Below are 23,852 nucleotides of genomic sequence, written 5' to 3' on the forward strand. Positions count from 1 at the left end.
ATTGCGATTTGTCGCAATGGAATCGTGACCCTTTAGGGTCCCGGAACCTCCCCATTTCAATGGGGAGAGGTTTCAGGAGTGCCATTTTCGAACTTTCCTTTTTATTTCCCGTTTAATAAATTAAACAGACCGCCGATTCCGCCTTCATCTTTGGAACCGCCTGTTGCCGGCATCGAAGCAAAGACACGGCTGGCGAGCCTGCTGAACGGCAAGGACTGAATCCATACTGTTCCAGGGCCGCGCAACGTGGCGAAAAACAGTCCTTCTCCGCCAAACAAAGCGGTTTTAATCCCGCGGACAAATTCCACGTCATAATCGATTCCGCTCGTCATGGCGACGAGACAGCCCGTATCGATGCGAAGCATTTCACCAGGTGCCAATGTTTTTTGATGGATCGTACCTCCGGCATGGACGAACGCCATTCCGTCACCTTCCAGTTTTTGCATGATGAATCCTTCTCCGCCAAAAAAACCTGTCCCGAGCCTTCTCTGAAAATCAATCCCGACCGCAACCCCTTTTGCCGCGGCCAAAAACGCATCCTTTTGACAGATGATTTTTCCGCCGAGCTCGCTTAAATCCATCGGAATGATTTTTCCCGGGTACGGAGAGGCGAAAGAAACGTGCTTTTTACCGCTTTTTGTGTTCGTAAACATCGTCATGAACAGACTTTCTCCAGTAATCACCCGCTTTCCGGCACCGATCAGTTTTTCCATCAGTCCGCCATTCTGATTCGATCCATCTCCAAACACCGTTTCCATTTCAATTCCGTCATCCATCATCATGAGACTTCCGGCTTCCGCTATGACCGTTTCACCGGGATCCAGCTCGACCTCTACAAATTGCATATCATCTCCGTATATTCTGTAATCAATTTCGTGGTTATTCATGTTTATCCACCATCCTTTCGAACCTTGTACGAATGAACGAATGGTTTAGTTTCAAAATGTTTTTTTAAATTACATCGTCTTACATAGTATTATGTGTTAAGGTGTAATTGTTAGGAGGGTTTGAATGGCAAATAACATTCCGATTAAGAGCGACCTCATTCGCGGGCATATCGATACGATGATTTTAAAAATTTTATGTGAAGGCGACAGCTACGGGTATGAAATGATTAAAACGATTTTTGAAGAAAGCGGAGGCAAGTTTGAATTAAAAGAGCCGTCGCTCTATACGAGTTTAAAGAGACTGGAAAAACAAAAAATGATCCATGCATACTGGGGAAATGAGAGTCAGGGTGGCAGACGAAAATATTATCATATTACCGAACTGGGAAGACGAGCTTATATGGAAGCCGTCCATGAGTGGAATCAGGCGAAAGAAGTAATCGATAGGCTGATCACAAGGAGGGGCGAAGCCGGTGAGTGAACTACAAGAGTATGTCGATTTTTTATTTAAAAAATACAAGCATTGGCCGACCATATCAGATTTGAAGGAGGAAATTTTAGGGAACCTGGAGGACAAGGTGGCCCATTTGAAAAAACAGGGCTGGGAGGAACAGGCAGCGATTGAAGAAGCGAAACGCAGTATCAAAAATGTGGATGCCCTCATTGACGGAAATGTTTCGGTTCATTTGAACACATTTCGTTTCCAGGCGTTTCAATGGGCCTTTTTGTATCTTATTATTGCCTCTGGATCGCAAGCACTCCCATAACGATGATCCGGATGGGGTCCGGGCTGCATTTTTTTCTGCTGCTCATGTGCCTTGCCATGGGGATTGTGTATATGCTGTTTGCAAAAAGGCGGCACGATCACAAGATCGGCCAAATCAATTTAAAGGCAATGCAAAAAGCTGAAAAAATCATTTGGATGATATGGGGGCTGTATATATTGGTCATGTCGGGTTATACAGCTGCCGTTCAATTTGGCAGCAACATGTGGTTTTCAAGAGCGGTCGTCATAAACGGCCCCTATCAGCTCGGCATTCTGATTTCCCAATTTGTCCTGCCGTTTTTTTCGATCATTGTACCGCTTACCTTTCATACATGGAAAAAATTGGTTTTTTCTCCGGAAGTGAGGGTGGAAGATGAATAAGCTGGGAAAATGGATTTTTATTTTATTTGGAGCGGGTTTGTTCCTGTCCGGGATCGTCCAATTCGTGATCATTCCGAAACAAGATGCAGCCGCCGAACAATACGAGAACGAACAGAAACATCCGCTCACCCATGACTTGGACTATATCATCAGATATAAAAATGATTATATGGGGAACGCCTCCAATACAACCCAATTGTTTTATCATTTGCCGCACGGTGAAACGGTAAAAGATTTTGAGCTGAACTCCGATGATTTGGAAGTAATTGTTCATTACGCCAACTCTGTAAAGAATATCGGAACCGTAAAAGTTCAGCAAAACCTCGTTTATAATTCAACGGCGGCATTCGCTCTGATCGCAAATTTGGAAAAGATAACGTACCATTTTCGCGATGAAACTTTTTCAATAGACAGAAAGGCAGTCGAAAAACTTTATGGAGGATTGGGGAATTTAATCGAGAATAAAGATATATGGAATAAAAGGGTCCGAGATCCGCTGGCGGATAAAAATGTGATAAAGGAACGCTTTTCGCTGTTTGATTAATGCTTTTCATTTGCATTTTTTGAAAGGCACTGCGACAATGGACTCTACTTTTTAAATATAAGGGGTCAATTATGATCGTATTTGAGAATGTATCAAAGACCTATTCGGAAAATCACAAAGCGGTAGATTCATTGAATTTACACATTCATAAAGGGGAGTTTTTCGTCTTGATCGGCCCGAGCGGCTGTGGAAAAACGACGACGTTAAAAATGATCAATCGCTTGATTGACGCGTCGCATGGATCCATTAAGGTTAATGGCAAAAATATCCAGGATTACAATATCCATGAATTGCGCTGGAATATCGGCTATGTTTTGCAGCAAATTGCCCTGTTTCCCCACATGACTGTCGCGGAGAATATTGCAGTGGTCCCCGAGTTGAAAAAATGGGGTAAATCGGATATTCAAAAACGTGTGGATGAATTGTTGGAAATGGTCGGGCTGGAACCGAAGGTGTACCGGGACCGAAAACCGAAAGAACTGTCGGGAGGACAGCAGCAGCGGATTGGCGTGGCCCGCGCCATGGCCGCCGACCCCGGCATTATTTTGATGGACGAGCCTTTCAGCGCGCTTGATCCCATCAGCAGGGAAAAACTGCAGGATGACATCGTTCATTTGCAAAAAGCGATCAAAAAGACCATCGTTTTCGTAACGCATGATATGAAAGAAGCGCTCAAAATCGCTGATCGCATCTGTATGATGAAGGGTGGAGCCGTTATCCAAAAGGGGACTCCCGAAGAAATTATCCGGAATCCTGCGAGCGATTTTGTGCGTGACTTCGTCGGGGCGCATGGAGCTGCTGAAGAAATCTTCCAGCTTGAACGATTGATGACACCAATATCGGGGGACAGGCGCTTGTCAACGTCATCTGTCCCTGTTTCGGCTTCCCTCCAGGAGACGCTGTCCAAGCTGGCCCTTTACGATCGGCTTCCTGTAGAAAGGGACGGGAATATCATCGGGCAGATTGACCGGAAAACCGTCATTCGTTTCCTGGCCGAAAGGGGCGGTTTTCATGAGTGAATTGTCCAAAGTATTTTCTGACCGTCGTCATGACTTGTTTACTGCCCTGATCCAGCATATGGAATTATCGTTTATTGCCATCTTTTTCGCGGTATTAATCGCCATTCCGCTCGGCATTTTTTTGACAAGAAAGAAGAAAGCAGCAGAAGGAATCATCGGGGCGTCAGCTGTTTTACAGACGATCCCGTCACTGGCCTTGCTTGGACTTTTAATTCCTCTTTTTGGAATTGGCAAAGTTCCTGCCATCATTGCGCTAGTCGCCTATGCGCTGCTCCCCATTTTGCGGAATACGTATACCGGGATCAAGGAAGTGGATCCCTCGCTTACTGAAGCGGCCCGTGCCATGGGGATGAACGGTCGCCAGCGCTTACTAAAGGTAGAGCTTCCGCTGGCAACACCGGTCATTATGGCAGGCATACGGACAGCGATGGTACTCATCGTAGGAACAGCCACGCTTGCTGCCCTGATCGGTGCCGGAGGATTGGGTGATATCATTTTACTTGGCATTGACCGCAACAACTCTTCGCTGATTGTCATTGGCGCTGTTCCGGCAGCCTTATTGGCCATTTTGTTCGATGTGCTTCTCCGCAGATTTGAGCAGCTTTCTTTTAAAAAGTCTTTGGCAGCCGTCGGATTGATAACAGCCATCGCCATCATGATACTTGCCGCTCCGTTGTTGGCAGGCGGGAAGAAAGATGAAATTGTCATAGCAGGCAAGCTTGGCTCGGAGCCGGAAATTTTAATCAACATGTACAAACAGCTGATTGAAAAAAATACGGATTTGCAGGTGGAGCTGAAACCGGGACTTGGAAAAACCCCGTTTTTGTTTAACGCGTTGCGCAAAGAGAGCATCGATATTTACCCGGAATTTACCGGGACAGCCATCTCCGAGTTTTTAAAAGAAACGGCCGCAAGCACTGATAGGGAAGAAGTATATGAACAGGCAAGGAAAGGCCTTCTTGATAAATATCATCTTGTTTTGCTGAAACCGATGGCCTATAACAATACGTATGCGCTAGCCGTGCCAAAATTATTCGCCGATCAATATCAACTGGAGAAAATTTCTGATTTGAAGGCAGTTGCGAACCGGGTCAAGGCCGGCTTTACCCTTGAGTTTTCCGATCGGGAAGACGGGTATAAAGGCATTCAAAAATTGTATGGCTTAACTTTTCCAAACATGACGACAATGGAACCGAAATTAAGGTACAATGCGGTGGATACAGGAGAAATCAACCTGATCGATGCGTATTCAACAGACAGCGAAATAGACCAGCATCAGCTCGTCGTGCTGGAAGATGACAAGCACTTATTCCCGCCATACCAAGGGGCACCGCTTATGAGAAAAGAAACAGCCGGGAAATATCCGGAAATCGTAGACACGCTAAACAAGCTGGCCGGAAAAATAACGGATGACGAGATGCGGGAAATGAATTATGAAGTGAATGTGAAAGGGAAATCACCTGCAGAAGTGGCAAGGGAATATTTGGAACGGGAAGGGCTTTAGGTAGCTGATCTATTCTGATTTTGTCATTTGCCAACAGTACGGCGGAAGAGTTAACAAGCTTGAAGGCACACAGGCAGGATTTCAAAGTCAAGGGTGGGAAGGCTTACCCCCGATGGTAAAGCCATATGACTGTTTTCAAATCAATCTTTGGCATTCTGATCTTATAGAGATTGAAACCACCCTTATCTTTTGGTAAGGGTGGTTTCTTTGACTGTTATTTTTAACATCCGTCCTTCTTACGAAGGGTTGTTTTTTTTCCGTACATCACCCAATATTCCCCGTCGCGCTGCTCCATTTTAAAGCCTGCCCAACCCTGCTCCAATAAAGCCTGCTGGCCTTTTATGTCACCCATCGGGAGTTCCCGCGTTTCGTCCCATTCTTTTTCCGGCGGCTTTCCGAGTTCCTTTACAAACACGTAGCGGAGGCGATCTTCATATTTTTCTTTCAATGCCCGAATGATCATCCCTTGGGAAAACTTATCCTTCAGGCTTGGAATATTGAACGGCATCACTGTACAGCATACATATTTAAAGGAAGATCCGATTATTGATAATTGTTGCATGATCAATTCAGCCATTTTTTTCTGTAAACGATTGCCGCGGTACCCGGGATGTACAATGGAAATTTCCTGATAAATGACTTCTTGCAACTCTTCTTTTTTCAAACCGATGTCAAGCCCCAAATGTTCTTCGTCAATCGGGGGAATCATCAGCGCCCGAAAAGCGATCAGCTCATCTTCTGCAAAGGCGCCAATGATCATACCCTTTCCTTCCGTAATATATTTAAATTCGTCAAAGTCCAGGGGCTGCAAAATTTGTTTATTTTCGAGTGCGTCAATGACAATGTCCTGTAAAGCCAAGACTTGTCCGATATCCTTTGTCGTGAGGGGACGGACTTTATAGGGGACGTTTTTGGTATTCAAAATACCTTCATAAAAATAAGTCAAACAAGATTCCTCCTCATTTTTTAGCGGATTGTATCTTTGTATTGTGTTAGTTCGCGCAATGTTTGTTCATCGACATCAATACCTAACCCCGGCTTTTCATTTAAGCATATAAACGGCACATCATAGTGGAGATTGCCTATATCTTTTGAGAATTTCAGCGGGCCCGTCAATTCCACGCTTGTAATGATTTTTTTTGAAAAAGCGACATGAAAACCGGCACTGGAGCCGATGGAAGACTCAACCATCGATCCGATCTGGCATTCTATTCCTGCCATTTCGGCCTGATGCGCCAATTTTACTGCCGGATAAATTCCTCCGCATTTCATTAATTTGATATTAACTTTATGAGCCGCCTGTTTTCCGATTATTTCACGCATTTCACGTGACCCTTTCAGTCCTTCGTCAATCATGAGCGGAATGTCAGTCTTCGATTTAATCTCAACCATTGCATCGATATCGTCAGCAACAACAGGCTGTTCAATCCAATCGATATCAAGATCCTTCAGGGCTCTGATGGCTACAAGTGCAGTCGCACTGTTTTTCCAGCCTTGATTGACATCCACTCGGATGGCAGGATGATCGCCAACTGTTTCCCTGACTGCTTTAATCCGCTCTACATCACTTTTGACGTCTGTTCCAACTTTCATTTTGAATGATTCATAGCCTTTTTTCATCATGACGGAAGCTTCCTCAGCCATTTGTTCGGGATCCCCGATACTTAACACATGAGTGATCGGAAATTTTTCATGGAAACGTCCCCCAATCAATTGATAAGCAGGCTGGCCCCATTTTTTGCCGATGATATCAAAGCAGGCGATATCAATTGCGGCTTTGGCGGCAGGCACTCCGTAAATGGCCGAGTCCATGATGTCATGAAGCTTTTCGATTTTCATCGGATCCCGCCCAATTAAGGCAGGTGCGATTTTTTCCTTCAAAACATGATACGTACCTTCAAAAGATTCCCCGGTGACGTGCTCATCAGGGACAGATTCGCCGTAACCGACAATCCCTTCATCTGTTTCTATCTTTACAATGATCGATGTCATATAATAATAAGTATCATAACTGACGATAAACGGATCATGAAGCGGGAGATGAGTCGCAAATAACTCAATGGATTTTATTTTCACAGTAAAACATTCCTTCCAAAACATTTCTTAAATATATGTCGCTAAATAGTCGTTAAAAAGGAGTTCGTAAGATGACAATAAAGATCGCTGTCATAGGACCGGCAGATTTTATTCAGAAGACCACGCAAGTGGCTGAATGTATAAATGATATCAAAATAGAACCATATATCTATTTGCATCCGGAGCAAGCCGCCGCCATCACGCAAAATATAAAACCGTGTGATATTGTCCTTTACTCGGGTTCACTGCCCTATTATTTTTCAAAGGAAGCCCGAAAAAAGCTGCCGATCCCTGCATTATTCATGAAACAGGATGAAATGACGATTGCCGCTTCGTTGCTCTCGGTCGTTTATAAAAACCATATACCTATCGAACAAATCTCTATTGATCTGTTTCATTCCGAATCTTTCATAAATGTATTAAAGGATATTCAATCGACACAAATTCCATATCATGTTATAGATTATGTGGATATGCTGCCGGATCAATTTGACACGGAAAAAATGGTCTATTTTCATTATAACCTTTACAAATCCGGAGTGACAAAATTGGCGTTGACAAGTATTTATGCAGTCCATGACCGGCTGCTGGAGCTTGGTGTACCGGCAAAACGGATGGTTGAACCGACCAGTGCCTTAATCCGCGTACTCAGTGATGCAAAGGCGGAAGCCGAATTAATTAAAAGAAAATTCGCAACGGTTGCTGTATGCCAATTTTCATTTCCGCCTGATTTCAAGTATCCCAATGAGTATTTTACCCATTTTGCCAACGAAATTCAGGCATTTGTCAAACAAAAGGATGATACGACATTTTTGCTCTTCAGTACCCGCGGCAACATAGAAAAAGTGTTAAACACGAATGTTTTTCAGCAGTTTTTATTACATTGGGAACAACCTGTTACAGCAGGTTTTGGCTACGGTGAAACTGCCGCAGACGCTGAACAGAATGCTGAAATCGCCTACCGCTTTGCCCGTCATCATGAAAATGAGGCCTGCGGTTATATTTTAACGGAAAACAAAGAGTTGCGGGGACCATTTCCCCAGACGGAAAAAGTCCAGCATTTAAAAAATGATCATCCGGAGCTGCTGCAACTAGCAAAAGCGATCGGCATCAGTCCTGCCAATCTTTCAAAAATCATTCAATTTTCCCAGTCCCGGAAATCTCTCCAATTTACGGCAGCTGATTTGGAAAATTATTTGCAAGTTACCCGTCGGTCAACAGAACGGCTCATCAAAAAGCTGGCCGATCACGGTGCCGTGAAAATTGTAGGAGAAGAGATGACCTACCGGCAGGGACGGCCAAGAACCATATATGAATTGAATATACCGGTTTACAAGTAGAAAAGAAAGTTCATGGAGCGAACTTTCTTTTCTATATAGAATGAGTTTAACACGCAATCATTTTAGACGATCGGTATTCATTATGAATTGGCCCGGCAGGCCAATGCCATTGCCCGCGCAGGCACTATTTCGCCGAAAACGGTTAAAGGAACGACACGCCATTGCCCGCGCAGGTGCTATTTCGCCGAAAACGGCCAAAGGAACGGAATTCCATTACCGATCTTTTCGGGTATAGAATGCGAATAGTCAAAAAAGGATGGGAGATCAATGACTAGACGCAATGGCTTTTTGTCAGATTTTAACTTTGCATTCAAAAGTTCATTTTATATAGTTGATGCCCTATTTCTACGGCATTTCACGCATTTGCAGATGTTTTTTCTTCTTTTTCCAATGCAAGTGCTTTTGTTTCCGGCAGTTTCACAATTGTCCAACCTGTAAATGCGTAAATAATCGAAATAACCGGGACGGCATAATTTAAAATCGCATAAGGTGCATATTCGAAAGCATGAACGCCAAGTGTACCAAGTATAAATACCGCACACGTATTCCAGGGAGTAAACACGGAAGTCAAAGTACCGCCGTCTTCCAGTGCACGCGATAAATTTTTGGAGTGAAGCCGTTTTTCACGAAAAATACTTGCATACATGCGTGACGGCACCACGATCGAGATATACTGTTCGGCGCATGTAACATTCGTTACAAAACATGATAAAACGGTCGAAGCAATGAGCCTGCCCGTTGTTTTTGCAAACTTTAAAATCTGTTTCACAATCGCTTGCAGCATGCCGGTATGTTCCAGCACGCCCCCGAATGTCATCGCGATCATGGCTAAAGAAACCGTATACATCATCGATTCCAATCCGCCGGCGTTAAATAACTCATCCACTGTTTCATTTCCCGATTCGATAGAATAGCCGCTGAACAGCGTACCGAAGGCATCACCGACATGGCCACCCTGGATAAAGATTTGCGAAAGGAAACCGAGAAATATACCCGCAGCAAGAGCCGGAATGGCCGGAACCTTTCTCGCTACCATAACAATGACAAGGACAGGAACAATGAGCAATAAAGGTGAAATGACAAAATTTTCCTGCAATGAAGCGATTGTTCCTTGAATATCCGAAGAATCCAAACCGGTTGACGCGGCATTTTTTCCTAAAAAGAAATAGGCAGTCAAAGCGATCGCCAGACCGGGAATGGTCGTGTAAAACATATGGCGGATATGTTCAAATAAATCCGTATTGGTTAACCCGGAGGCCAGAATGGTTGTGTCTGAAAGCGGTGACATTTTATCGCCGAAATAAGAACCGGAAATGATGGCACCTGCCACCATGGGAGCCGGAACCCCCATGCTTAGTCCAATCCCCATACCTGCAACGCCGATCGTTCCCATCGTTGACCACGAACTGCCGATAGAAAGGGATACGATACCGCAAATGATCGTAATGGTGACCAAAAACAGTGAAGGGGAAATGATTTTTAAACCGTAGTAAATTAACGTAGCCACGACCCCTCCGCCGATCCAGGCACCAATGGTGGCACCGACAAGCATAATAATGACAACTGCAGGCAGGGCGAGCCTGATTCCTTTGTACATAAATTCTTCAATGTCTTTCCACTTATAACCCGATAACGCGGCCACAATGGCTGCAGCAGCCGTTCCCACCAGAAGCGGGATGTGCGGATCTTGCTCAAATACAATGACCGCAAAGGCCATTGTAACAATCATCACTGCCAGTGGAATAATGGCCATCCAGAATGGCATCTCTTTTTTCAACGTTTTTCCTCCTCACCAATAAATCTTCTGAGTTGTCGGATAATAGACGCTATTTACGTTGTCTCATATAATACACACTATTTGAATGGAGGTCAATGACTATTTTTTAATCGTTTAACACTTTTTTCACTGTTTCTGCCAATACTTTCGCTCCCATCATGAGGGCGGATTTGTTAAAAGACATCATCGGGTGGTGGAGGCCCGGCTTTAAATCAGCGCCTAAGCCAATCATTGTCGCTTTTACATCAGGGTGTTCAATCGTATAAAAATGGAAGTCATCGCTGCCTGGCGTGATTACGGAAGGAGCAAGAGCGTGCTCTCCGGCAACACTTATGATCGCTTCAGAAGCAGCTTTTTCCGCTTCTTTTGATATTTCTGCGCCTGGAGTAAAATCATACCAGTCATATTCAATGCTGATCCCAAAAAGAATGGACAGCTGCTTCAATCCTTGTTCGATTTTCTTTTGCAAATTGTATAATACCGTATTTTTTTGTGCACGGACATCAAGGGCAAATTCAGCTGTTCCAGGAATAATGTTTACATTCTCCCCGCCGGAAATGATTTTTGTTATTTTGGCGGAATAAGGTTCAAACGGCGAATGGTAAATGGATTTCATATACTGATACAGCGCTGCTATGGCATCAATGGCATTATTCCCTTGATGCGGCCTTGCACCATGTGCATCTGTTCCCATAATTTTTCCTTCCATAAAAACACATGCCCCATGTTGAATGGATGGAGAAATTTTACCGAGCGGGAGTTCTTCAATCGGCCGCAGGTGAATACCGAATAAATGTGTTACTTCATTCAGGACACCGCGTTTCACCATCTCAATGGCTCCGCCCCCTTTTTCTTCGGCCGGCTGGAAAATAAATCGCACCCGTTTATTTAAGGGGTGATCGTGCAAATACAGTAACGTACCAAGCACGATCGCCATATGTGCATCATGCCCGCAAGAATGGTTTGCTTGATAAACGCCGTTCACCTCTTGGCATAGCGCATCCATATCTGCCCGCACGGCGATCACATCGTCTCCTTTGCCAATTTCAGCAATAAGGCCTGTAATATCCGGAAACGTTCGATAACGCACTCCTAACCCATTCAAAATCTCCGCTATTTTCGCTGTCGATCTTACTTCCTGCCAACTCACTTCGGGATTTTCGTGAAAATACTCAAACCACTGTAAAATTTGTTTTTCGATGTTCACATTCAAACCATTTCCCTCCCTTTTCGCATTGTACTCGTAACAAGCCAATAAATGCAAGACTAAGAGTTAAGTAGTAGATTTGTAGGCTTTCACTCGAACTTTTGTTGCTTTGCCGCTAATGTCAGCTGGCAGTTCCGGATAATTTAATTCAAATTCTTCAGAAGCGCCCGGATCTAAATCCTTATCAAAATCTCTTTTTAACACGCCTACTAATTCGTCTTTATCATTATACAATCCTGCAGAAATAAGAATATTATCGTCTTTTTCAGAATGTGGATTCGTAATGGTCCCTGTTACCGTATATGGCATATTAATTTCTGCATAACCCTGATCCAATTCTACTAATTCTACATTATCGGTTTCCAGCATTATTGGTTTTTCATCTGATACACTCGTTTCAATATTACTGCGCACATCCGCTAACTCGGCAGGATCTTTCATGGCTTCCAGCGGTACGGACTCAATGATATATGAAGTTTGATTTGGCATAATGATATCCGGTATTGAAGCAATCAAAGGTACTGTTTGAAAAATATTTTCTTCACTATCGAGAAAATCGACTTTGACGTTCTCAATTTTAGCGGGCTCATTTCCTAAGTTTTTTATTTCAGAAGAATAATTGACCCACACTGCCCCGGTACTGTTTTTACTGCTTGTCCATGCCGCAAATGTTTCATTTATGACCTCGATATTCACTTCTTCGTTTTGATCAAGCTGTTCTCCTTCGTTGTTTTGCGCTTTTTCTTTCTTTGAAGTCTGTGAGTCCGCCCCACACGCCATTAAACCAAAAATAATAGGCATCCTGTTATTGATAAGAATAATCTTTTCAAAAATTAAACCTCCTGCTCTCTCTATTTGATCATATAAATTTCAGAGTTGTTTAAAACTCATATAAACTTTTTTATCACAAAATGATAAAAAAGGGCTGAAGCCCTTAAATGCAGACTAAGTTTTCAATTAGAAATAGATGTGTTAATCCAGCCCCAGGCGGCATCGGTACAAGGATCAAGTCGAAATGCTGTGTGGATAAGGAACTGCCCCGCATTCGCCTCAGACGGCGCGCTTTGCGCTTTTCTTCTAAATGAGTGAAACTGCCAGAAGCTTGCGAAACTGCCGGTTACTTACTAAAAAATTGTTTCGTGATCGGATTATAATAAATGATTTTCTCTTTCACATTCCCTCTAAACTGAATTTCCACACGGTATTCAAGCAAAGGGATTAAATATAATATCCCGTTATCCAGATTGATTTCAATGTGGCCATTATACTTGTTGTAAATTTCTTGAAGCTGTTTATCCCGCTCTAACACAATCGCTTCGGACTTTGCTGCCAGTTCTTTCTTCTTCTCCGCGCTTAACCCTTTTCGTGAAGCCCGTTTTTCATTTTCTGATAGAAGCTCTTTATAGTAGTTTGTAATTCTATCAATGTCTTTTGCGAGGGCCTTATCTTTTGATTGTTCATTTTTGTTTTGCTCTGACAATTGGCTGACATAATTTGTTGCTTCTTCAAGGGCCGCATTCATGTCAATGGGAGCGGCAAGCGGCAATGTGTAGAGCGGTTCCTGTTTATAAATGATTCGATTTTGTTCCCGTTTCATGTCCAAACTGATTTCGTTTGTCAGTAAATTCACCCATACCTGTTGGTTATCCTGCGTTTTTTCATCGGCAATATAAATGAGATTATATTGAAAAACCGCCCATGCACCAAGTACGGGTTTTTCCGCCAAAATAGATATCTTCCCAGGTTCATCCACCATAAATTCGGTTAGCTTTTTTAAGGGATTGCCAAGTTCCAGCCGTTCCAATTCCGCGAATCGAAGTGTACTGGTGGCTTTTCGTTTGACGATTGAAAGCAGCTGTTCAAAGACGTAACTGCCAAAAGTAATAAATTCGGATTCCGGGTTTTCCTGAGCCACTTCAAAGTCAAAGGCAAGTTCCAATTCTGTTTTGTTTTGAAAATAAGGGGCATAGCTTTCTGGTATAAGAACATGGCATAAAGCATACTCCACCGGTTCAACAACACCGCCCAATTCCTCTATGACTTCCGTCACGAACTGCTGCAGCTGCATGGCATACCTCCATTGGGTTTAAAATAACGTATCGTCCAGAGACTTTTGCTTAATTAATTTTTGCTTGTTTTTCAACAGCTCTTCTCCAATGCGATCCAGCCCGGTTTCCACTTCTTCTTTTGTATTGGCATCTACCCAGGCTTTCATGACTAGCTCCGAAAAATCTTCTTTTTCCTCGATATCCCCCAGAATGGCATCCACTTCGCCGACAACGAGTTCGAACATATTAATTTTCCGATCCAATAAGTCCAGAATATAATATTCAATCGTATCCTTTGCAACGAGGTTATAGACTTCAATATCATTTTGTTGCCCAATGCGGTGAATTCTTCCAATCCGCTGTTCGATGGCCATCGGATTCCAAGGAAGGTCAAAGTTAATCATGCCATGGCAAAACTGCAAATTTCTGCCTTCCCCGCCAATTTCGGTACTTACTAAAACGTCCGCTTCTTCTTTAAAGAAGGCAACTTGCTCTTCTTTCTCTTTTCTTCGCAATCCGCCATGAAATTCAGCAACTTTAAAACCATGGGCTTTTAATAGTTTTACAAGATAGGCTTGTGTAGTTGCGAACTTGGTGAAAACGATCATTTTCCCGCTGAAGGTTTTTAAAATGGAAACAAGCTCCTGTGCTTTTGCATGGACCTCCGTTTCGTTTTCGGCAATGTTCATCGCCCGGTTAAGGAATCTTGCCATGGCTTTCCGGTCGAATTCGGACAGCTTCTCATTTGCAGCCAATCTTTCGAGCGAAGGAATAATGGCAAAAATCGAACTTCCTATCTGTTCTTGAAGGTTTTTCAGACGGAAACGGTTGAGAACAGGATGCTCCGTTGTATATTTATTTCGAATAAACGTACTAAGGTCATCATATAAATTTTTTTCCTGCTTCGAAAGCGAAACCGGCCTGGTATAGGCAGTCCTTTTCGTAAATGTCACATCAACATTGCTTCGTTTATTTCGAACCATCACGTCAGATAACAAACTTTTCAGTTTATCGACATTTTTAGCCTCAATCCCATCTTTGCTTTCCACAAAATTTTTCTTGAAATAGCTGTATGTTCGTAATTGTCCAGGCTTTAAAAGCGTGATCAAATTATATAATTCTTCCAAATGATTTTGGACGGGAGTGGCAGTCAATAAGAAAATATATTTTTTATTGATCCCGTTTACAAACTTCCATTTTTCTGTTGTCCGATTTTTTAAATGATGGGCTTCATCAACAATGATCAAATCATAATGTTGTTCAAAAATGGCTTTGCGGTGGTTCTTTCGTTTGGCCGTATCAATAGAGGCGATCACCTTCGGATAATGTCCCCAGGCCTCGTCTCCCATTTTTTTAAAATCAGCGTGGTCTGCCCGGATAAAATCTTGATTGAACTTTCTTTTCATTTCGTTTTCCCATTGCCCGACAAGAGATGGAGGTACGAGGATTAAGATTCGTCTTGCAAGACCGCGCATAATGTACTCCAACATCGCCATGCCGGCTTCAACGGTTTTTCCAAGTCCCACTTCATCACTTAACAGCACCCGCCCCTTAAAATGGCTGATCACCGATTTTACCGTTTGGATCTGGTAATCAAATGTTTCCAACTCACGAACATAAGGTAAACATATGAGCTGATTGTTAGCGGGATTCGCCTGGAACTGTTCAGTAGACTGGTATAGTTGAAACCATTGGTCCGATTGATTTGTAAACTCCGCCAATGCGTTGAAAACATCTTTCGCATGTTCTTGATTACTGATTTCTCTCTTCAGATCCGGGAGGGCTTGAACCCCGGCTCCGACCTTTATCGTATGATCATCCGTGAGCGCAATGGATAACAAATCGGCGGAATAAGGTGCAAAAAAACCCTTGATGCCCCTTCCTTTTAAAAGCTTTCCATCCCAGTCTATGGAAAATTTCCTGCGTAATCCCTGATCATTTTCCATTTCAAATACCGCTTCAGATATATCTGCTTTTTTAAAGAAATGTAATAAAGTATCATCCATTTCCATCGCATTTAAATCAAATAATTCCCTATTGAGCTTGAATAGGTACATTTCCAATTGGAATCACCCGATCACTAAATTTTTTAAAAAGTTTATAGAATTCCTACTATGTTATTCTATCATATTTTGTCATAAGAGATCGAGACTTACAAAAAAGCGGCTTGCGCAGCTTGCCATATTGGAGGCGGAAACAACGGAATATTGTCCGTCGCGCGTACGGATCTGTATGATGCGGATAAGACATTTATGTGCCTGCTTTATGATGGAATCTTTGCGGATTCTGTATATCTTTTCTGCGTTTTAGGTGTAGTTTGTCTATCGTGTTTTTCAATATGATGTACATTACCCGGGGTAACTTAATGATAGCAGAGGATTCGGAATGGTGAGGTGATTTCAGTTGGACGAGTTGGCAGCACGGCGATTATTAAAAATCCACATTCACGATAGATAAGGAGGTTCTATGATGAATTTAAAACTGGTGACCATTTATGGAAGTCCCACTCCTCCGGGACGTTTGGCATCTGTACTGACTGCAGCGGAAGAGTATGCAGCCGGAATCGGTGCGCATGTTCAACGCATCGTACCTGTAAAGGATGAAAGCGGGAGGTTTTTCTTTTGGAAGGAGGAATCACTCCGCTTGATAGAGGAAGCGGATGCCATTTTGATCGCTTCTCCGGTGTTTCGGGGATCCATACCGGCAATTCTGAAGGAGTTGTTGGATCTTCTTCCTGTTCGCGCCCTTCGTTCCAAGCCGGTCGGTTTATTTGCAGTCGGTAATGTGGCGGAACATTATTTGGGTGTGGAGAGGCATGTAACGGATATTCTCACGTGGTTTGGCGCTCTTTATGTACCGGCAACTTGTTATCTTACTGCTCCGTTTCTTAATGATGGAATTCCTGCTACGAGTATGGATCAAATTGTACAGCTTGTTGATAGTACATTGATTCTGTCGCAAAGTCTCGGAGGCAAGAAGCTGGGACCGCCTCCGCTGGCTGAAGTCCATGGGCGGTAGCATTTCGTTATCTGTATTGTTTGGTTTCGTTTTTCGGGTAGTTTGTCCCGGGGATTTTCAATAACATAAACATAACCCTGAGACGCAAGTGACACATTTTCCAACAATGATAAATGATGAGGTGGTAAAAAATGAATAGAGTATTAACTGCTGATGAATTATATGAAGCACGTCTTGCCAGTGGGGTACCGCTTTTTAATGATCAAAAAATGAAGCTCGGCGTATTTGGCAGCAACTGCAGCTACGGGGTCATGGCTTCCCTTGCTCCGTCCACATACGAAGTATCCTGGGATCATACAGTCAAAATTGCCAAACAGGCGGAAGATCTCGGATTCGAAGCAATGGTGCCGATTGCACGCTACAAAGGCATGGGCGGAGAGAGTAATTTTAATGGGGAAAACTATGAAACGCACACGTGGGCTGCCGGACTGGCCCAAGCGACCGAAAAAATAATGGTCTTCTCCACGATTCATGTTCCTGCCAAACATCCTGTCGTTGCAGCGAAAGAATCAGTTACTGTTGACCATATTTCAGGCGGCAGATTTGGATTGAACTTAACAATGGGCTGGTACGCTGCAGAGATGGGCATGTTCGGTGTAAAACAGCGGGAACATGATGAACGTTATGCGTACGGCTCTGAGTGGACAGATATTATGAAAAAGCTTTGGACGATAGAGGGAGAATTTGATTATAAAGGTAAATACTTTGACTTAAAACGCCTGGAAGCAGAGCCAAAACCCATTCAAGATCCATACCCAGTTCTCGTAAATGCCGGAAATTCACCTGCCGGATTAGAGTTCTGCGCAAGAGAGTGTGATTTTAACTTTATTGCTTTTGCCACTGCGGAAGAGGCAAAAGAAACAGCTGCACGGGTTCGCGGCATTGCCCAAAATCATGGCAAAAACCTGGGTATTTTAAGCTACGGAAATATTATTAGCCGTGAAACAGAAAAGGAAACGCAGGAACTATACAGGCAAATTCTCGATATGGGTGACTGGAGTGTAGCAGAAAGTGTTTCTAAAGGATTGGGGTCGGAAAGCGGTTCTTTTGAACAAATTAAAGCCATGCAAGAAAGGTTTATCACAGGTTACGGGGGATATCCGTTGATCGGGACGCCGGAACAAATCGTTGATCAACTCGTAAAAATTTCAGAAGCCGGTGTGGACGGCATGCTGCTCGGTTTCTTGGACTACCATGAAGATTTGAAATTCTTTGGAGACAAAATATTGCCGTTAATGAAACAGGCCGGTTTACGGTACTAATATCGCTGAATGGGAAGGGATTACTTAGAGCAATTGTAAGCCCTTCCATCAGTTAGTGTGGGAGTGATGTTTATGACAAGCAAAGTGGAGGCTTTACCTGTAAGAGCCAATTGGATCAATGGTGAATGGAGAAAATCTGAGCAAAAGAATGCGGCTAGATCTCCGGTAAATGGTGACGTGATCGGATATTATTATGAGCCAAGTGAAGAAGATGTTGAGGACGCCATCCAAGCCGCCAAAAGTGCTTTTGCCCGTTCGGAGTGGCGTCATAACCGCCACATGCGTGCAAAAGCATTAAATGACCTGGCAGATCAACTTGAAAAGCGCCGTGAAGAAATTGTTCAGCTGTTATCAAAAGAAAATGGCAAGGTATTGGGCGAAGCGGAATTTGAATTTGGCCTGACACCGCCAAAGCTTCGTTATTATGCCGCTTTGGCGTTGACGGATACAGGCCGGTCAGCGCAAATTCAGCAAGGCCTTCATTCGACATTAGTAAGTGAACCCATCGGTGTTGCCGGGGTCATTGTACCATGGAATTCACCTGTCATTCTATCCGTCCGTTCGTTCGCACCGGCGCTTGCTGCAGGTTGTACATGTGTGGTCAAAATGCCGGCTCAAACAGCATTGGTGAACGGCTTGCTTGCGGAGATCATTGCCGATACACCTTCCATACCTGCAGGGGTGCTGAACATTATTACCGAATCAGGTGATATGGCTTCGAAAAAACTGGTTGACGCAAAAGAAGTTGAAGTGATCAGTTATACGGGAAGCACACAAGTAGGACGGAAAATCATGGAAGGCTGTTCCAAACGGTTAAAGCGGATGTCGTTGGAATTGGGCGGAAAAACACCGATGATTGTTTTTGATGATGCCGATTTGGACGCGGTGATTCCAACTCTGGTGGCAGGAATCACTACATTTACGGGTCAGTTCTGTATGACTGGAAGCAGAATCCTCGTTCAAAGCGGCATCGCCGGTGAAGTTCGCAAACGGCTGGCAGAAGCTTTATCAGCCGTTCAAGTGGGACCCGGAGACGATCCGGGCAGTCAGATGGGACCTCTTATTGATGCGGCCAATGCAGCGCGTGTCGATCAAAAAGTTGAAGAAATCATTGCCGGCGGTGCGGAAGTGATTGTCCGGGGAGGCCGGGGGCAAACAGAGGGATCAGAGGTTTCAGAAAATGATGCCTACTATCGCCCAACCTTGCTTGCCACCCAAGACTTGAATTCCCCGCTTATTCAGGAGGAAGTATTTGGCCCTGTGGCAAGCTTTGAGATGTTTGAAACCGAAGAAGAAGCCGTTAAAAGAGCCAATGCAACTGAATATGGCTTATCAGCATCGATTTGGACAGCGGATCGCGATCGTTCATTGCGCATGCCGGATAAAATGGAGGCAGGTACCGTTTGGGTCAATGCCTGGGCAGTTGTATTTGATCAATTTGAAGAAGGCGGATTCAAACAAAGCGGGTTTGGCCGCTTAAACGGAATGACAGCACTCGCCGAATTCCAGGAATATAAGCATGTCGTCCAGGCAGGATATTAGTTTTTCTGGCAGGCGGTTTGAAGTTCAAGCCTAGGACAAGCCAAAAACGTATAATGGCGATGAGGCAGCTTGTTTTCCGGCTGCCTGGTTGAAGGGGGTCACACGATGCATTTTAGCAGCAAAGTCATTCATTATACAGATTATTCCTTCCAAAAATTTTGCAATGAAAACTTTGGCATAAACCGCGGTGTCTATAATACAATTGAAAATTGGTTTTACACAAAAGGTATAAAAAATATCACCAGGCGCCGGCAGGCAATATTGGCCTTTTTGGAATTCACGGCTGCCGACTTCCATCATCTGGAACAAAGGAGAATCAGGTTCGGGAGCGGAAGATTAGTTATGGAATTAAATGAATATTGGCGTGAAGGTGAATACTCCAAGTAAAGGATGTGATCATTTGTGATTAAAACATATAAAGAAATTATGGGCAGTTATCCAACGGGCGTCTCGATTGTAACGACGATGGACGATGATAAACCGGTAGGATTGACGGTTAATTCATTTGCTTCTGTTTCACTGGATCCGCTGTTGGTTTCATGGTGTATTGACAAAAAATCCAGCAGTATAGAAGCGTTCAATAAATCTGATAGATTTGCGGTTAATATTTTATCAGGACATCAAAAAGAAGAATGCTTTATATTTGCTGACAGCAAAGAGAGCGATCGCTTTTCCAAAACATCATGGGAACGATCATCTAATGACCTGCCAATCTTGAAAAATGTGTTTGCCGTTCTGGAGTGCAAAAAAGTTCAAGAAATCGATGCAGGGGATCATATCCTTTTAATCGGGGAAGTCATCCATTTACAAAAAAACGATCATAAGCCGATGTTTTATTATCAAAGAAATGTAAGCGTTGTTCCTGGATAAAGGTTGATTAAGTTCAATGGATGGCGCTTTAGATTTTGCCAAAATGCCAATAAGTCCCAAAGTTAAAAAAATAGTTGGAATGCGTATCCAGAAATAATATAATAAGAACCATCAAAAGGTAAGAAAGCCCTTTCTAAAGATTGGTTTTTGAATTTATTGAATATTTTGCATATATTTGTATCCCCTATTTTTCATTTAAGTTTGGTTCATTGAGGAGGATCGTCATGCAATTATTACATGGAAACGAACCATTAAGTAATTTCAACCTGCTTCACTCAAATGATGTGGATTTCTCTCAATCTTTGGTTTCAGAAGTATATTGCGAGCATTCTCTCGTTCCGGTAAGAGATACAAAAGTAGATGCAAAGTTGAATGCAGTAGAGGGGACCAAACTTACTTTTGGATACTTGACTTATGGGGTGGATGCCAAAATTCTTTTGCCGCCGTTGCCGCCTTGCTATCATGTCAACATTACATTGGCAGGTAATAGCTGCATCAGCCGTAACGGCAAAACGGCATTTACCGAAGGCATGAAAAGCGGAGCCGTACTGCTGCCGGACCAGAAAGCCAGTGTACTCTGGTCAAAAGATGCAAAGCAATATGCCTTGAAATTTCCGCGGGAGAAACTGGAAAACCATTTATCCGCTCTAATCAATGAAAGGGTCCATGGACCGATAGATTTTGATCTGACATTTGATTTGCAAAATACGGCAGGAAGAAGTTTGCTCCGGGCCTGTATCCTTCTCCAGGCAGAATGGGAGGAACAAAGTACGTTAATATTATCGCCTGTAGCGCGGCGTCATCTTGAATCACTCGTCATGACAAACTTTCTGTTGGCTGCCAAAAGTTCTTATACCGAAAAAATTTATGGCATCCACCAACAAAACGAAAGTCCCAGCAAAATGCTCGTTGAAAAAGTAAAAGACTATATTGAAGAAAACGTTCATGAACTGCCGGAATTGGCGGAGCTGACGACGTACGCAGGAGTAAGTGCACGCTCACTGCAAATCGGTTTTAAGCAGCATGTGGGCCTAAGCCCAATGGAATATGTCCGGAATATCCGCATGCAGCGTGCCCGCGAGCAGCTTGAAAATGCTGTTTACACAGGTGAAAATGTGACAGATATCGCCATGCGCTGGGGATTTTACAACGTTGGACGCTTTTCCCAATTGTACAAGAGGATGTACGGCCAAAGTCCAAGAGAAACGATCATGAGGGCCAAAAAAAGTTAATGATGTATTTTCCAAATTAATTGCATGACTGCAGCTCAAACGACGGTTGAAAGTCTTAATAGGCAAGCCTGCCACAATTCTTTGAATTGTGGTCATTTTTTGATAGATTGCTTGCAGGTTTTGACCATCTGATACAAAGAAAGGCTTCCCGAATAAAGAGGGAAAAAGCCTATATCGGGATGCCGGAATTTGAAGCAATTGGCATGCAGTCAGACATTTTTCCCACTTTTTTTGTAACGTAAACTTATATCACGTTCGAGTTGCTTCCTGGCTCTGTCGAGAAAGGAAGCTTTAGACTGATATACGATGATAGGAGAAAAAGGGCTCCGGCTGTGAAGTATACAGCAAAGATCGACGTCGATGCCATGAACACCCCCGTGCTTCCCGACCCGATCAGCAGCATCGCGGTAAATATCGGGGTTATCAAACCGTTCAGCCTGCCGACGAATTTCTCGTCGACCTGACGGATCATCACAGCCATCAAAGCCGTCTGGGCCAAAGCCAGAAGGAAACCGGTCAGGAACCGCATTGTTCCTGTCACTACAGGCCAAACGGAAAGCACCTCCACAAAGGTAGACACTCCCAGGAAGGCCAACCCGATGAACATCAGCGTTGAGCCCCTCAGCTTTCCGGTAATCACAGCGGCTGCAACACCTCCCGCAAGCATGCCAAAACCCTCCAGGGCCGTGAACCACTGCACGTCGGTCATATTCAGATGCAGCCGTTCGGTAATGACAAATATATCAAGCGGCTGAATCAGACCTGATCCCAGCGCCAGAATGACATAGACTAATATCATGATTTTCAGCATTTGATTGCTTCCGACATACTTCATTCCTTCACGCAGCTCTTTCATGAAAGAGCCTGACGATTCGACGGCAGAGTCGGTAACATCAACCGAAGAAGGAATAAAAGCGATGAATAAAGCGGAACCGCCAAATATCGCGAGCAGGCTGATGAGCGAGGCTTCAAGGCCAACGGTTTGAAAAATAGCTGTGCCCGCAATCGGCCCTGCAATCACAAATAGCGACATGATGGTCTGGGACAATGCCGTCGCAGCGGGAACTTGCTCATCAGGCAGACAGCGTTTAATGATTTTCATGGAAGACGGCTGTGAAAATTGGGAAACGACGGCTGAAACAAGCGTCACCATAAAAACCGCCTGCTAATTACCTGCCAGAACGACAAACAGAATCAGCAATATGGAAAAAAAGCTTAATATGTCCCCCCACAGCATCGTCCGCTTGGGACGCCAACGATCGGCCAGCACGCCGCCAACGATCGAAAACAGAAAAATCGGCGCATATTCAATCATCGTCAGCAAGGATACGGCCACCGGGTTTCCGCCGCTTTTTTCCATCACAAAAAACAACAAGGCCATGTTTCGAATCCAAATCCCGAGATTCTGCAGCAGGTCAGACAGCATGAGAAGTACAAAAGAACGGTTGGAAAACAAATGTTTCATACGATTACCCCATTTCTTTTCAGGATAAAAACCGACTAGTCGGTTTATTAAATGTCAGGGCAAACGGCATCCCTCACGTTTTAGGCAAGGCACCGTTTGACGAGTAATAATCAAGCCAGCTCAACCAAGGATCTGAATTAATGGTCTTGATGGTTGCGAAGAACACCATGCAGGAAATACTTCACAGCCCTTCGATACAAGACGCGCAGCTCATCACTCGAGCGTTCATAATACGTGGTGGAGAGGCCGTCCAGCATCGAGGCAAAAACAATCGCTATTTCATCCAGCTCCTCCTCAGGCAGCAGCCCTTCTTTCACTCCCTCGGCAAAAATGTCCCGGTAGAGCTTCCTCGGCTCACGTATGATTTCTAACATTTGGTCCAGCAACGGCTTGTTCTCGGGACTGCTGATGTAAAACTCTTCCCCCACTTTAATAAGCGGGTTCTGAAAATCATCTACCATATGATCCGCGATACCGTAGACCTTCTCCTCAAAGCTGGGAAAATCGCCGGATTTCTTGACCCAGGCGCTTATCCATTCCCGGTTTTGCCGGATAAGAAGCTGAATAAACAGCTCCTCCTTACTCTTGAAATGGTAGTATATGCTTCCCTTGCTGACCCCGATATAACGAACCAATTCGTCCATAGAGGTAGCGGCATATCCGCGCTGGATAAACAGCTCTTTTGCTTTGTCGAGGATGAGATCGCGTTTTTTCTTCGCTTTATCTGTAGACATGATCATCCTCCTCTGGTCATTCAAAAACAGCCAGTCAAAAAACCGACCGTACGGTTTAATCTTAATCGATAGCCGGCCACTTGTAAAGCGGCTATTATTTTTAGTGCGCCCAGCATGGGCGCAGTCTATAGGGTGGAAGTCCCGAGCCGTGAAGGCAGAAGTAACGGTTAGCTTAACGCA

The 23,852-nt window shown here is 43.9% G+C and carries 24 protein-coding genes; 13 read left to right on the forward strand and 11 right to left on the reverse strand.

Annotation, left to right across the window (positions count from 1 at the left end):
* Nucleotides 1-101 precede the first annotated feature (101 nt).
* Nucleotides 102-887 carry a TIGR00266 family protein gene (locus AB1L08_RS16450; RefSeq protein ID WP_413065741.1) on the reverse strand — a complete coding sequence of 262 codons (786 nt, stop codon included), beginning with the start codon at nucleotides 885-887 and terminating at the stop codon, nucleotides 102-104.
* Nucleotides 888-1,011: 124 nt separating this feature from the next.
* On the opposite strand from AB1L08_RS16450, the gene AB1L08_RS16455 reads away from it, so the two are divergent.
* From AB1L08_RS16455 to opuFB, 6 genes are all read left to right on the forward strand, one after another.
* The gene (locus AB1L08_RS16455) at nucleotides 1,012-1,368 is read left to right on the forward strand and encodes a PadR family transcriptional regulator (RefSeq protein ID WP_413065742.1); all 357 of its coding nucleotides are present in this window, start codon (nucleotides 1,012-1,014) and stop codon (nucleotides 1,366-1,368) included.
* Complete coding sequence (locus tag AB1L08_RS16460; RefSeq protein WP_413065743.1) at nucleotides 1,361-1,654, forward strand: permease prefix domain 1-containing protein; 294 nt, start codon at nucleotides 1,361-1,363, stop codon at nucleotides 1,652-1,654. Before AB1L08_RS16455 ends, AB1L08_RS16460 begins: the two co-directional genes overlap by 8 nt.
* Nucleotides 1,655-1,725: 71 nt before the next feature.
* Nucleotides 1,726-2,034 carry a hypothetical protein gene (locus tag AB1L08_RS16465; protein ID WP_413065744.1) on the forward strand — a complete coding sequence of 103 codons (309 nt, stop codon included), beginning with the start codon at nucleotides 1,726-1,728 and terminating at the stop codon, nucleotides 2,032-2,034.
* Nucleotides 2,027-2,578, forward strand: a complete 552-nt coding sequence (locus AB1L08_RS16470) for a DUF4825 domain-containing protein (protein WP_413065745.1) — start codon at nucleotides 2,027-2,029, stop codon at nucleotides 2,576-2,578. Before AB1L08_RS16465 ends, AB1L08_RS16470 begins: the two co-directional genes overlap by 8 nt.
* Nucleotides 2,579-2,649: 71 nt before the next feature.
* The gene (locus tag AB1L08_RS16475) at nucleotides 2,650-3,597 is read left to right on the forward strand and encodes an ABC transporter ATP-binding protein (protein WP_413065746.1); all 948 of its coding nucleotides are present in this window, start codon (nucleotides 2,650-2,652) and stop codon (nucleotides 3,595-3,597) included.
* Complete coding sequence (gene opuFB, locus AB1L08_RS16480; RefSeq protein ID WP_413065747.1) at nucleotides 3,590-5,101, forward strand: osmoprotectant update ABC transporter permease/substrate-binding subunit OpuFB; 1,512 nt, start codon at nucleotides 3,590-3,592, stop codon at nucleotides 5,099-5,101. The genes AB1L08_RS16475 and opuFB overlap by 8 nt, the downstream gene beginning before the upstream one ends.
* Nucleotides 5,102-5,321: 220 nt before the next feature.
* On the opposite strand, the gene AB1L08_RS16485 is transcribed toward opuFB, so the two are convergent.
* Together AB1L08_RS16485 and AB1L08_RS16490 are read right to left on the reverse strand one after the other, a co-directional pair.
* Nucleotides 5,322-6,047, reverse strand: a complete 726-nt coding sequence (locus tag AB1L08_RS16485; RefSeq protein ID WP_413065748.1) for a GNAT family N-acetyltransferase — start codon at nucleotides 6,045-6,047, stop codon at nucleotides 5,322-5,324.
* Between the two features lie 20 nt (nucleotides 6,048-6,067).
* Nucleotides 6,068-7,177 (reverse strand): mandelate racemase/muconate lactonizing enzyme family protein, encoded by a 1,110-nt coding sequence (locus tag AB1L08_RS16490; protein WP_413065749.1) that lies wholly within the window; start codon nucleotides 7,175-7,177, stop codon nucleotides 6,068-6,070.
* Between the two features lie 71 nt (nucleotides 7,178-7,248).
* Here AB1L08_RS16490 and AB1L08_RS16495 point away from each other — a divergent pair, with 71 nt between their 5' ends.
* The gene (locus AB1L08_RS16495; RefSeq protein ID WP_413065750.1) at nucleotides 7,249-8,517 is read left to right on the forward strand and encodes a transcriptional regulator; all 1,269 of its coding nucleotides are present in this window, start codon (nucleotides 7,249-7,251) and stop codon (nucleotides 8,515-8,517) included.
* A gap of 355 nt (nucleotides 8,518-8,872) precedes the next feature.
* Here the strand turns inward: AB1L08_RS16495 and nhaC are convergent, their stop codons facing one another.
* From nhaC to AB1L08_RS16520, 5 genes are all read right to left on the reverse strand, one after another.
* Nucleotides 8,873-10,294, reverse strand: coding sequence for a Na+/H+ antiporter NhaC (nhaC, locus tag AB1L08_RS16500; protein ID WP_413065751.1), 1,422 nt, complete (start codon nucleotides 10,292-10,294; stop codon nucleotides 8,873-8,875).
* Nucleotides 10,295-10,400: 106 nt separating this feature from the next.
* The gene (locus AB1L08_RS16505; RefSeq protein ID WP_413065763.1) at nucleotides 10,401-11,501 is read right to left on the reverse strand and encodes an amidohydrolase; all 1,101 of its coding nucleotides are present in this window, start codon (nucleotides 11,499-11,501) and stop codon (nucleotides 10,401-10,403) included.
* Between the two features lie 66 nt (nucleotides 11,502-11,567).
* Nucleotides 11,568-12,302: an FxLYD domain-containing protein gene (locus AB1L08_RS16510; protein ID WP_413065752.1), complete on the reverse strand. Its 735-nt coding sequence runs from the start codon at nucleotides 12,300-12,302 to the stop codon at nucleotides 11,568-11,570.
* A 316-nt stretch (nucleotides 12,303-12,618) separates the two neighbouring features.
* Complete coding sequence (locus AB1L08_RS16515; RefSeq protein ID WP_413065753.1) at nucleotides 12,619-13,569, reverse strand: hypothetical protein; 951 nt, start codon at nucleotides 13,567-13,569, stop codon at nucleotides 12,619-12,621.
* 18 nt (nucleotides 13,570-13,587) lie between these two features.
* Entirely contained in the window at nucleotides 13,588-15,606 is a 2,019-nt protein-coding gene (locus AB1L08_RS16520) for a DEAD/DEAH box helicase (RefSeq protein WP_413065764.1), read from the reverse strand.
* 412 nt (nucleotides 15,607-16,018) lie between these two features.
* Here AB1L08_RS16520 and AB1L08_RS16525 point away from each other — a divergent pair, with 412 nt between their 5' ends.
* From AB1L08_RS16525 to AB1L08_RS16550, 6 genes are all read left to right on the forward strand, one after another.
* Nucleotides 16,019-16,567 carry an NADPH-dependent FMN reductase gene (locus AB1L08_RS16525; protein ID WP_413065754.1) on the forward strand — a complete coding sequence of 183 codons (549 nt, stop codon included), beginning with the start codon at nucleotides 16,019-16,021 and terminating at the stop codon, nucleotides 16,565-16,567.
* Between the two features lie 131 nt (nucleotides 16,568-16,698).
* Nucleotides 16,699-17,829: an LLM class flavin-dependent oxidoreductase gene (locus AB1L08_RS16530; RefSeq protein ID WP_413065755.1), complete on the forward strand. Its 1,131-nt coding sequence runs from the start codon at nucleotides 16,699-16,701 to the stop codon at nucleotides 17,827-17,829.
* Between the two features lie 72 nt (nucleotides 17,830-17,901).
* Nucleotides 17,902-19,371 (forward strand): aldehyde dehydrogenase family protein, encoded by a 1,470-nt coding sequence (locus AB1L08_RS16535; protein ID WP_413065756.1) that lies wholly within the window; start codon nucleotides 17,902-17,904, stop codon nucleotides 19,369-19,371.
* Nucleotides 19,372-19,476: 105 nt separating this feature from the next.
* A complete protein-coding gene (locus AB1L08_RS16540) occupies nucleotides 19,477-19,758 on the forward strand; it encodes a hypothetical protein (protein WP_413065757.1) in 282 nt (93 codons plus the stop codon).
* Nucleotides 19,759-19,773: 15 nt separating this feature from the next.
* Nucleotides 19,774-20,241, forward strand: coding sequence for a flavin reductase family protein (locus tag AB1L08_RS16545; protein ID WP_413065758.1), 468 nt, complete (start codon nucleotides 19,774-19,776; stop codon nucleotides 20,239-20,241).
* 224 nt (nucleotides 20,242-20,465) lie between these two features.
* Nucleotides 20,466-21,473, forward strand: coding sequence for an AraC family transcriptional regulator (locus AB1L08_RS16550; protein WP_413065759.1), 1,008 nt, complete (start codon nucleotides 20,466-20,468; stop codon nucleotides 21,471-21,473).
* 244 nt (nucleotides 21,474-21,717) lie between these two features.
* On the opposite strand, the gene AB1L08_RS16555 is transcribed toward AB1L08_RS16550, so the two are convergent.
* The 3 genes from AB1L08_RS16555 to AB1L08_RS16565 all read right to left on the reverse strand — a co-directional run bounded on the left by AB1L08_RS16555 (nucleotide 21,718) and on the right by AB1L08_RS16565 (nucleotide 23,672).
* A complete protein-coding gene (locus tag AB1L08_RS16555) occupies nucleotides 21,718-22,626 on the reverse strand; it encodes an MFS transporter (protein WP_413065760.1) in 909 nt (302 codons plus the stop codon).
* 12 nt (nucleotides 22,627-22,638) lie between these two features.
* Nucleotides 22,639-22,938, reverse strand: coding sequence for an MFS transporter (locus AB1L08_RS16560; RefSeq protein ID WP_413065761.1), 300 nt, complete (start codon nucleotides 22,936-22,938; stop codon nucleotides 22,639-22,641).
* Nucleotides 22,939-23,075: 137 nt separating this feature from the next.
* Nucleotides 23,076-23,672: a TetR/AcrR family transcriptional regulator gene (locus tag AB1L08_RS16565; protein ID WP_413065762.1), complete on the reverse strand. Its 597-nt coding sequence runs from the start codon at nucleotides 23,670-23,672 to the stop codon at nucleotides 23,076-23,078.
* Between the last annotated feature and the right edge of the window lie 180 nt (nucleotides 23,673-23,852).

Origin of the sequence: Siminovitchia jepli (assembly GCF_047228825.1) — a bacterium.
Classification (GTDB): domain Bacteria; phylum Bacillota; class Bacilli; order Bacillales; family Bacillaceae_C; genus Siminovitchia.

What these genes read in the sequence shown, in the direction of transcription:
- AB1L08_RS16535 (WP_413065756.1), top strand. Translation starts at nt 17,902, where the DNA reads ATGACAAGCAAAGTGGAGGCTTTACCTGTAAGAGCCAATTGGATCAAT.
- AB1L08_RS16465 (WP_413065744.1), top strand. Translation starts at nt 1,726, where the DNA reads ATGCTGTTTGCAAAAAGGCGGCACGATCACAAGATCGGCCAAATCAAT.
- AB1L08_RS16470 (WP_413065745.1), top strand. Translation starts at nt 2,027, where the DNA reads ATGAATAAGCTGGGAAAATGGATTTTTATTTTATTTGGAGCGGGTTTG.
- AB1L08_RS16565 (WP_413065762.1), bottom strand. Translation starts at nt 23,672, where the DNA reads ATGTCTACAGATAAAGCGAAGAAAAAACGCGATCTCATCCTCGACAAA.
- AB1L08_RS16520 (WP_413065764.1), bottom strand. Translation starts at nt 15,606, where the DNA reads ATGTACCTATTCAAGCTCAATAGGGAATTATTTGATTTAAATGCGATG.
- AB1L08_RS16475 (WP_413065746.1), top strand. Translation starts at nt 2,650, where the DNA reads ATGATCGTATTTGAGAATGTATCAAAGACCTATTCGGAAAATCACAAA.
- AB1L08_RS16450 (WP_413065741.1), bottom strand. Translation starts at nt 887, where the DNA reads ATGAATAACCACGAAATTGATTACAGAATATACGGAGATGATATGCAA.
- AB1L08_RS16525 (WP_413065754.1), top strand. Translation starts at nt 16,019, where the DNA reads ATGAATTTAAAACTGGTGACCATTTATGGAAGTCCCACTCCTCCGGGA.
- AB1L08_RS16540 (WP_413065757.1), top strand. Translation starts at nt 19,477, where the DNA reads ATGCATTTTAGCAGCAAAGTCATTCATTATACAGATTATTCCTTCCAA.
- AB1L08_RS16510 (WP_413065752.1), bottom strand. Translation starts at nt 12,302, where the DNA reads ATGCCTATTATTTTTGGTTTAATGGCGTGTGGGGCGGACTCACAGACT.
- AB1L08_RS16550 (WP_413065759.1), top strand. Translation starts at nt 20,466, where the DNA reads ATGCAATTATTACATGGAAACGAACCATTAAGTAATTTCAACCTGCTT.
- opuFB (WP_413065747.1), top strand. Translation starts at nt 3,590, where the DNA reads ATGAGTGAATTGTCCAAAGTATTTTCTGACCGTCGTCATGACTTGTTT.
- AB1L08_RS16455 (WP_413065742.1), top strand. Translation starts at nt 1,012, where the DNA reads ATGGCAAATAACATTCCGATTAAGAGCGACCTCATTCGCGGGCATATC.
- AB1L08_RS16560 (WP_413065761.1), bottom strand. Translation starts at nt 22,938, where the DNA reads ATGAAACATTTGTTTTCCAACCGTTCTTTTGTACTTCTCATGCTGTCT.
- AB1L08_RS16515 (WP_413065753.1), bottom strand. Translation starts at nt 13,569, where the DNA reads ATGCAGCTGCAGCAGTTCGTGACGGAAGTCATAGAGGAATTGGGCGGT.
- AB1L08_RS16555 (WP_413065760.1), bottom strand. Translation starts at nt 22,626, where the DNA reads ATGGTGACGCTTGTTTCAGCCGTCGTTTCCCAATTTTCACAGCCGTCT.
- AB1L08_RS16495 (WP_413065750.1), top strand. Translation starts at nt 7,249, where the DNA reads ATGACAATAAAGATCGCTGTCATAGGACCGGCAGATTTTATTCAGAAG.
- AB1L08_RS16530 (WP_413065755.1), top strand. Translation starts at nt 16,699, where the DNA reads ATGAATAGAGTATTAACTGCTGATGAATTATATGAAGCACGTCTTGCC.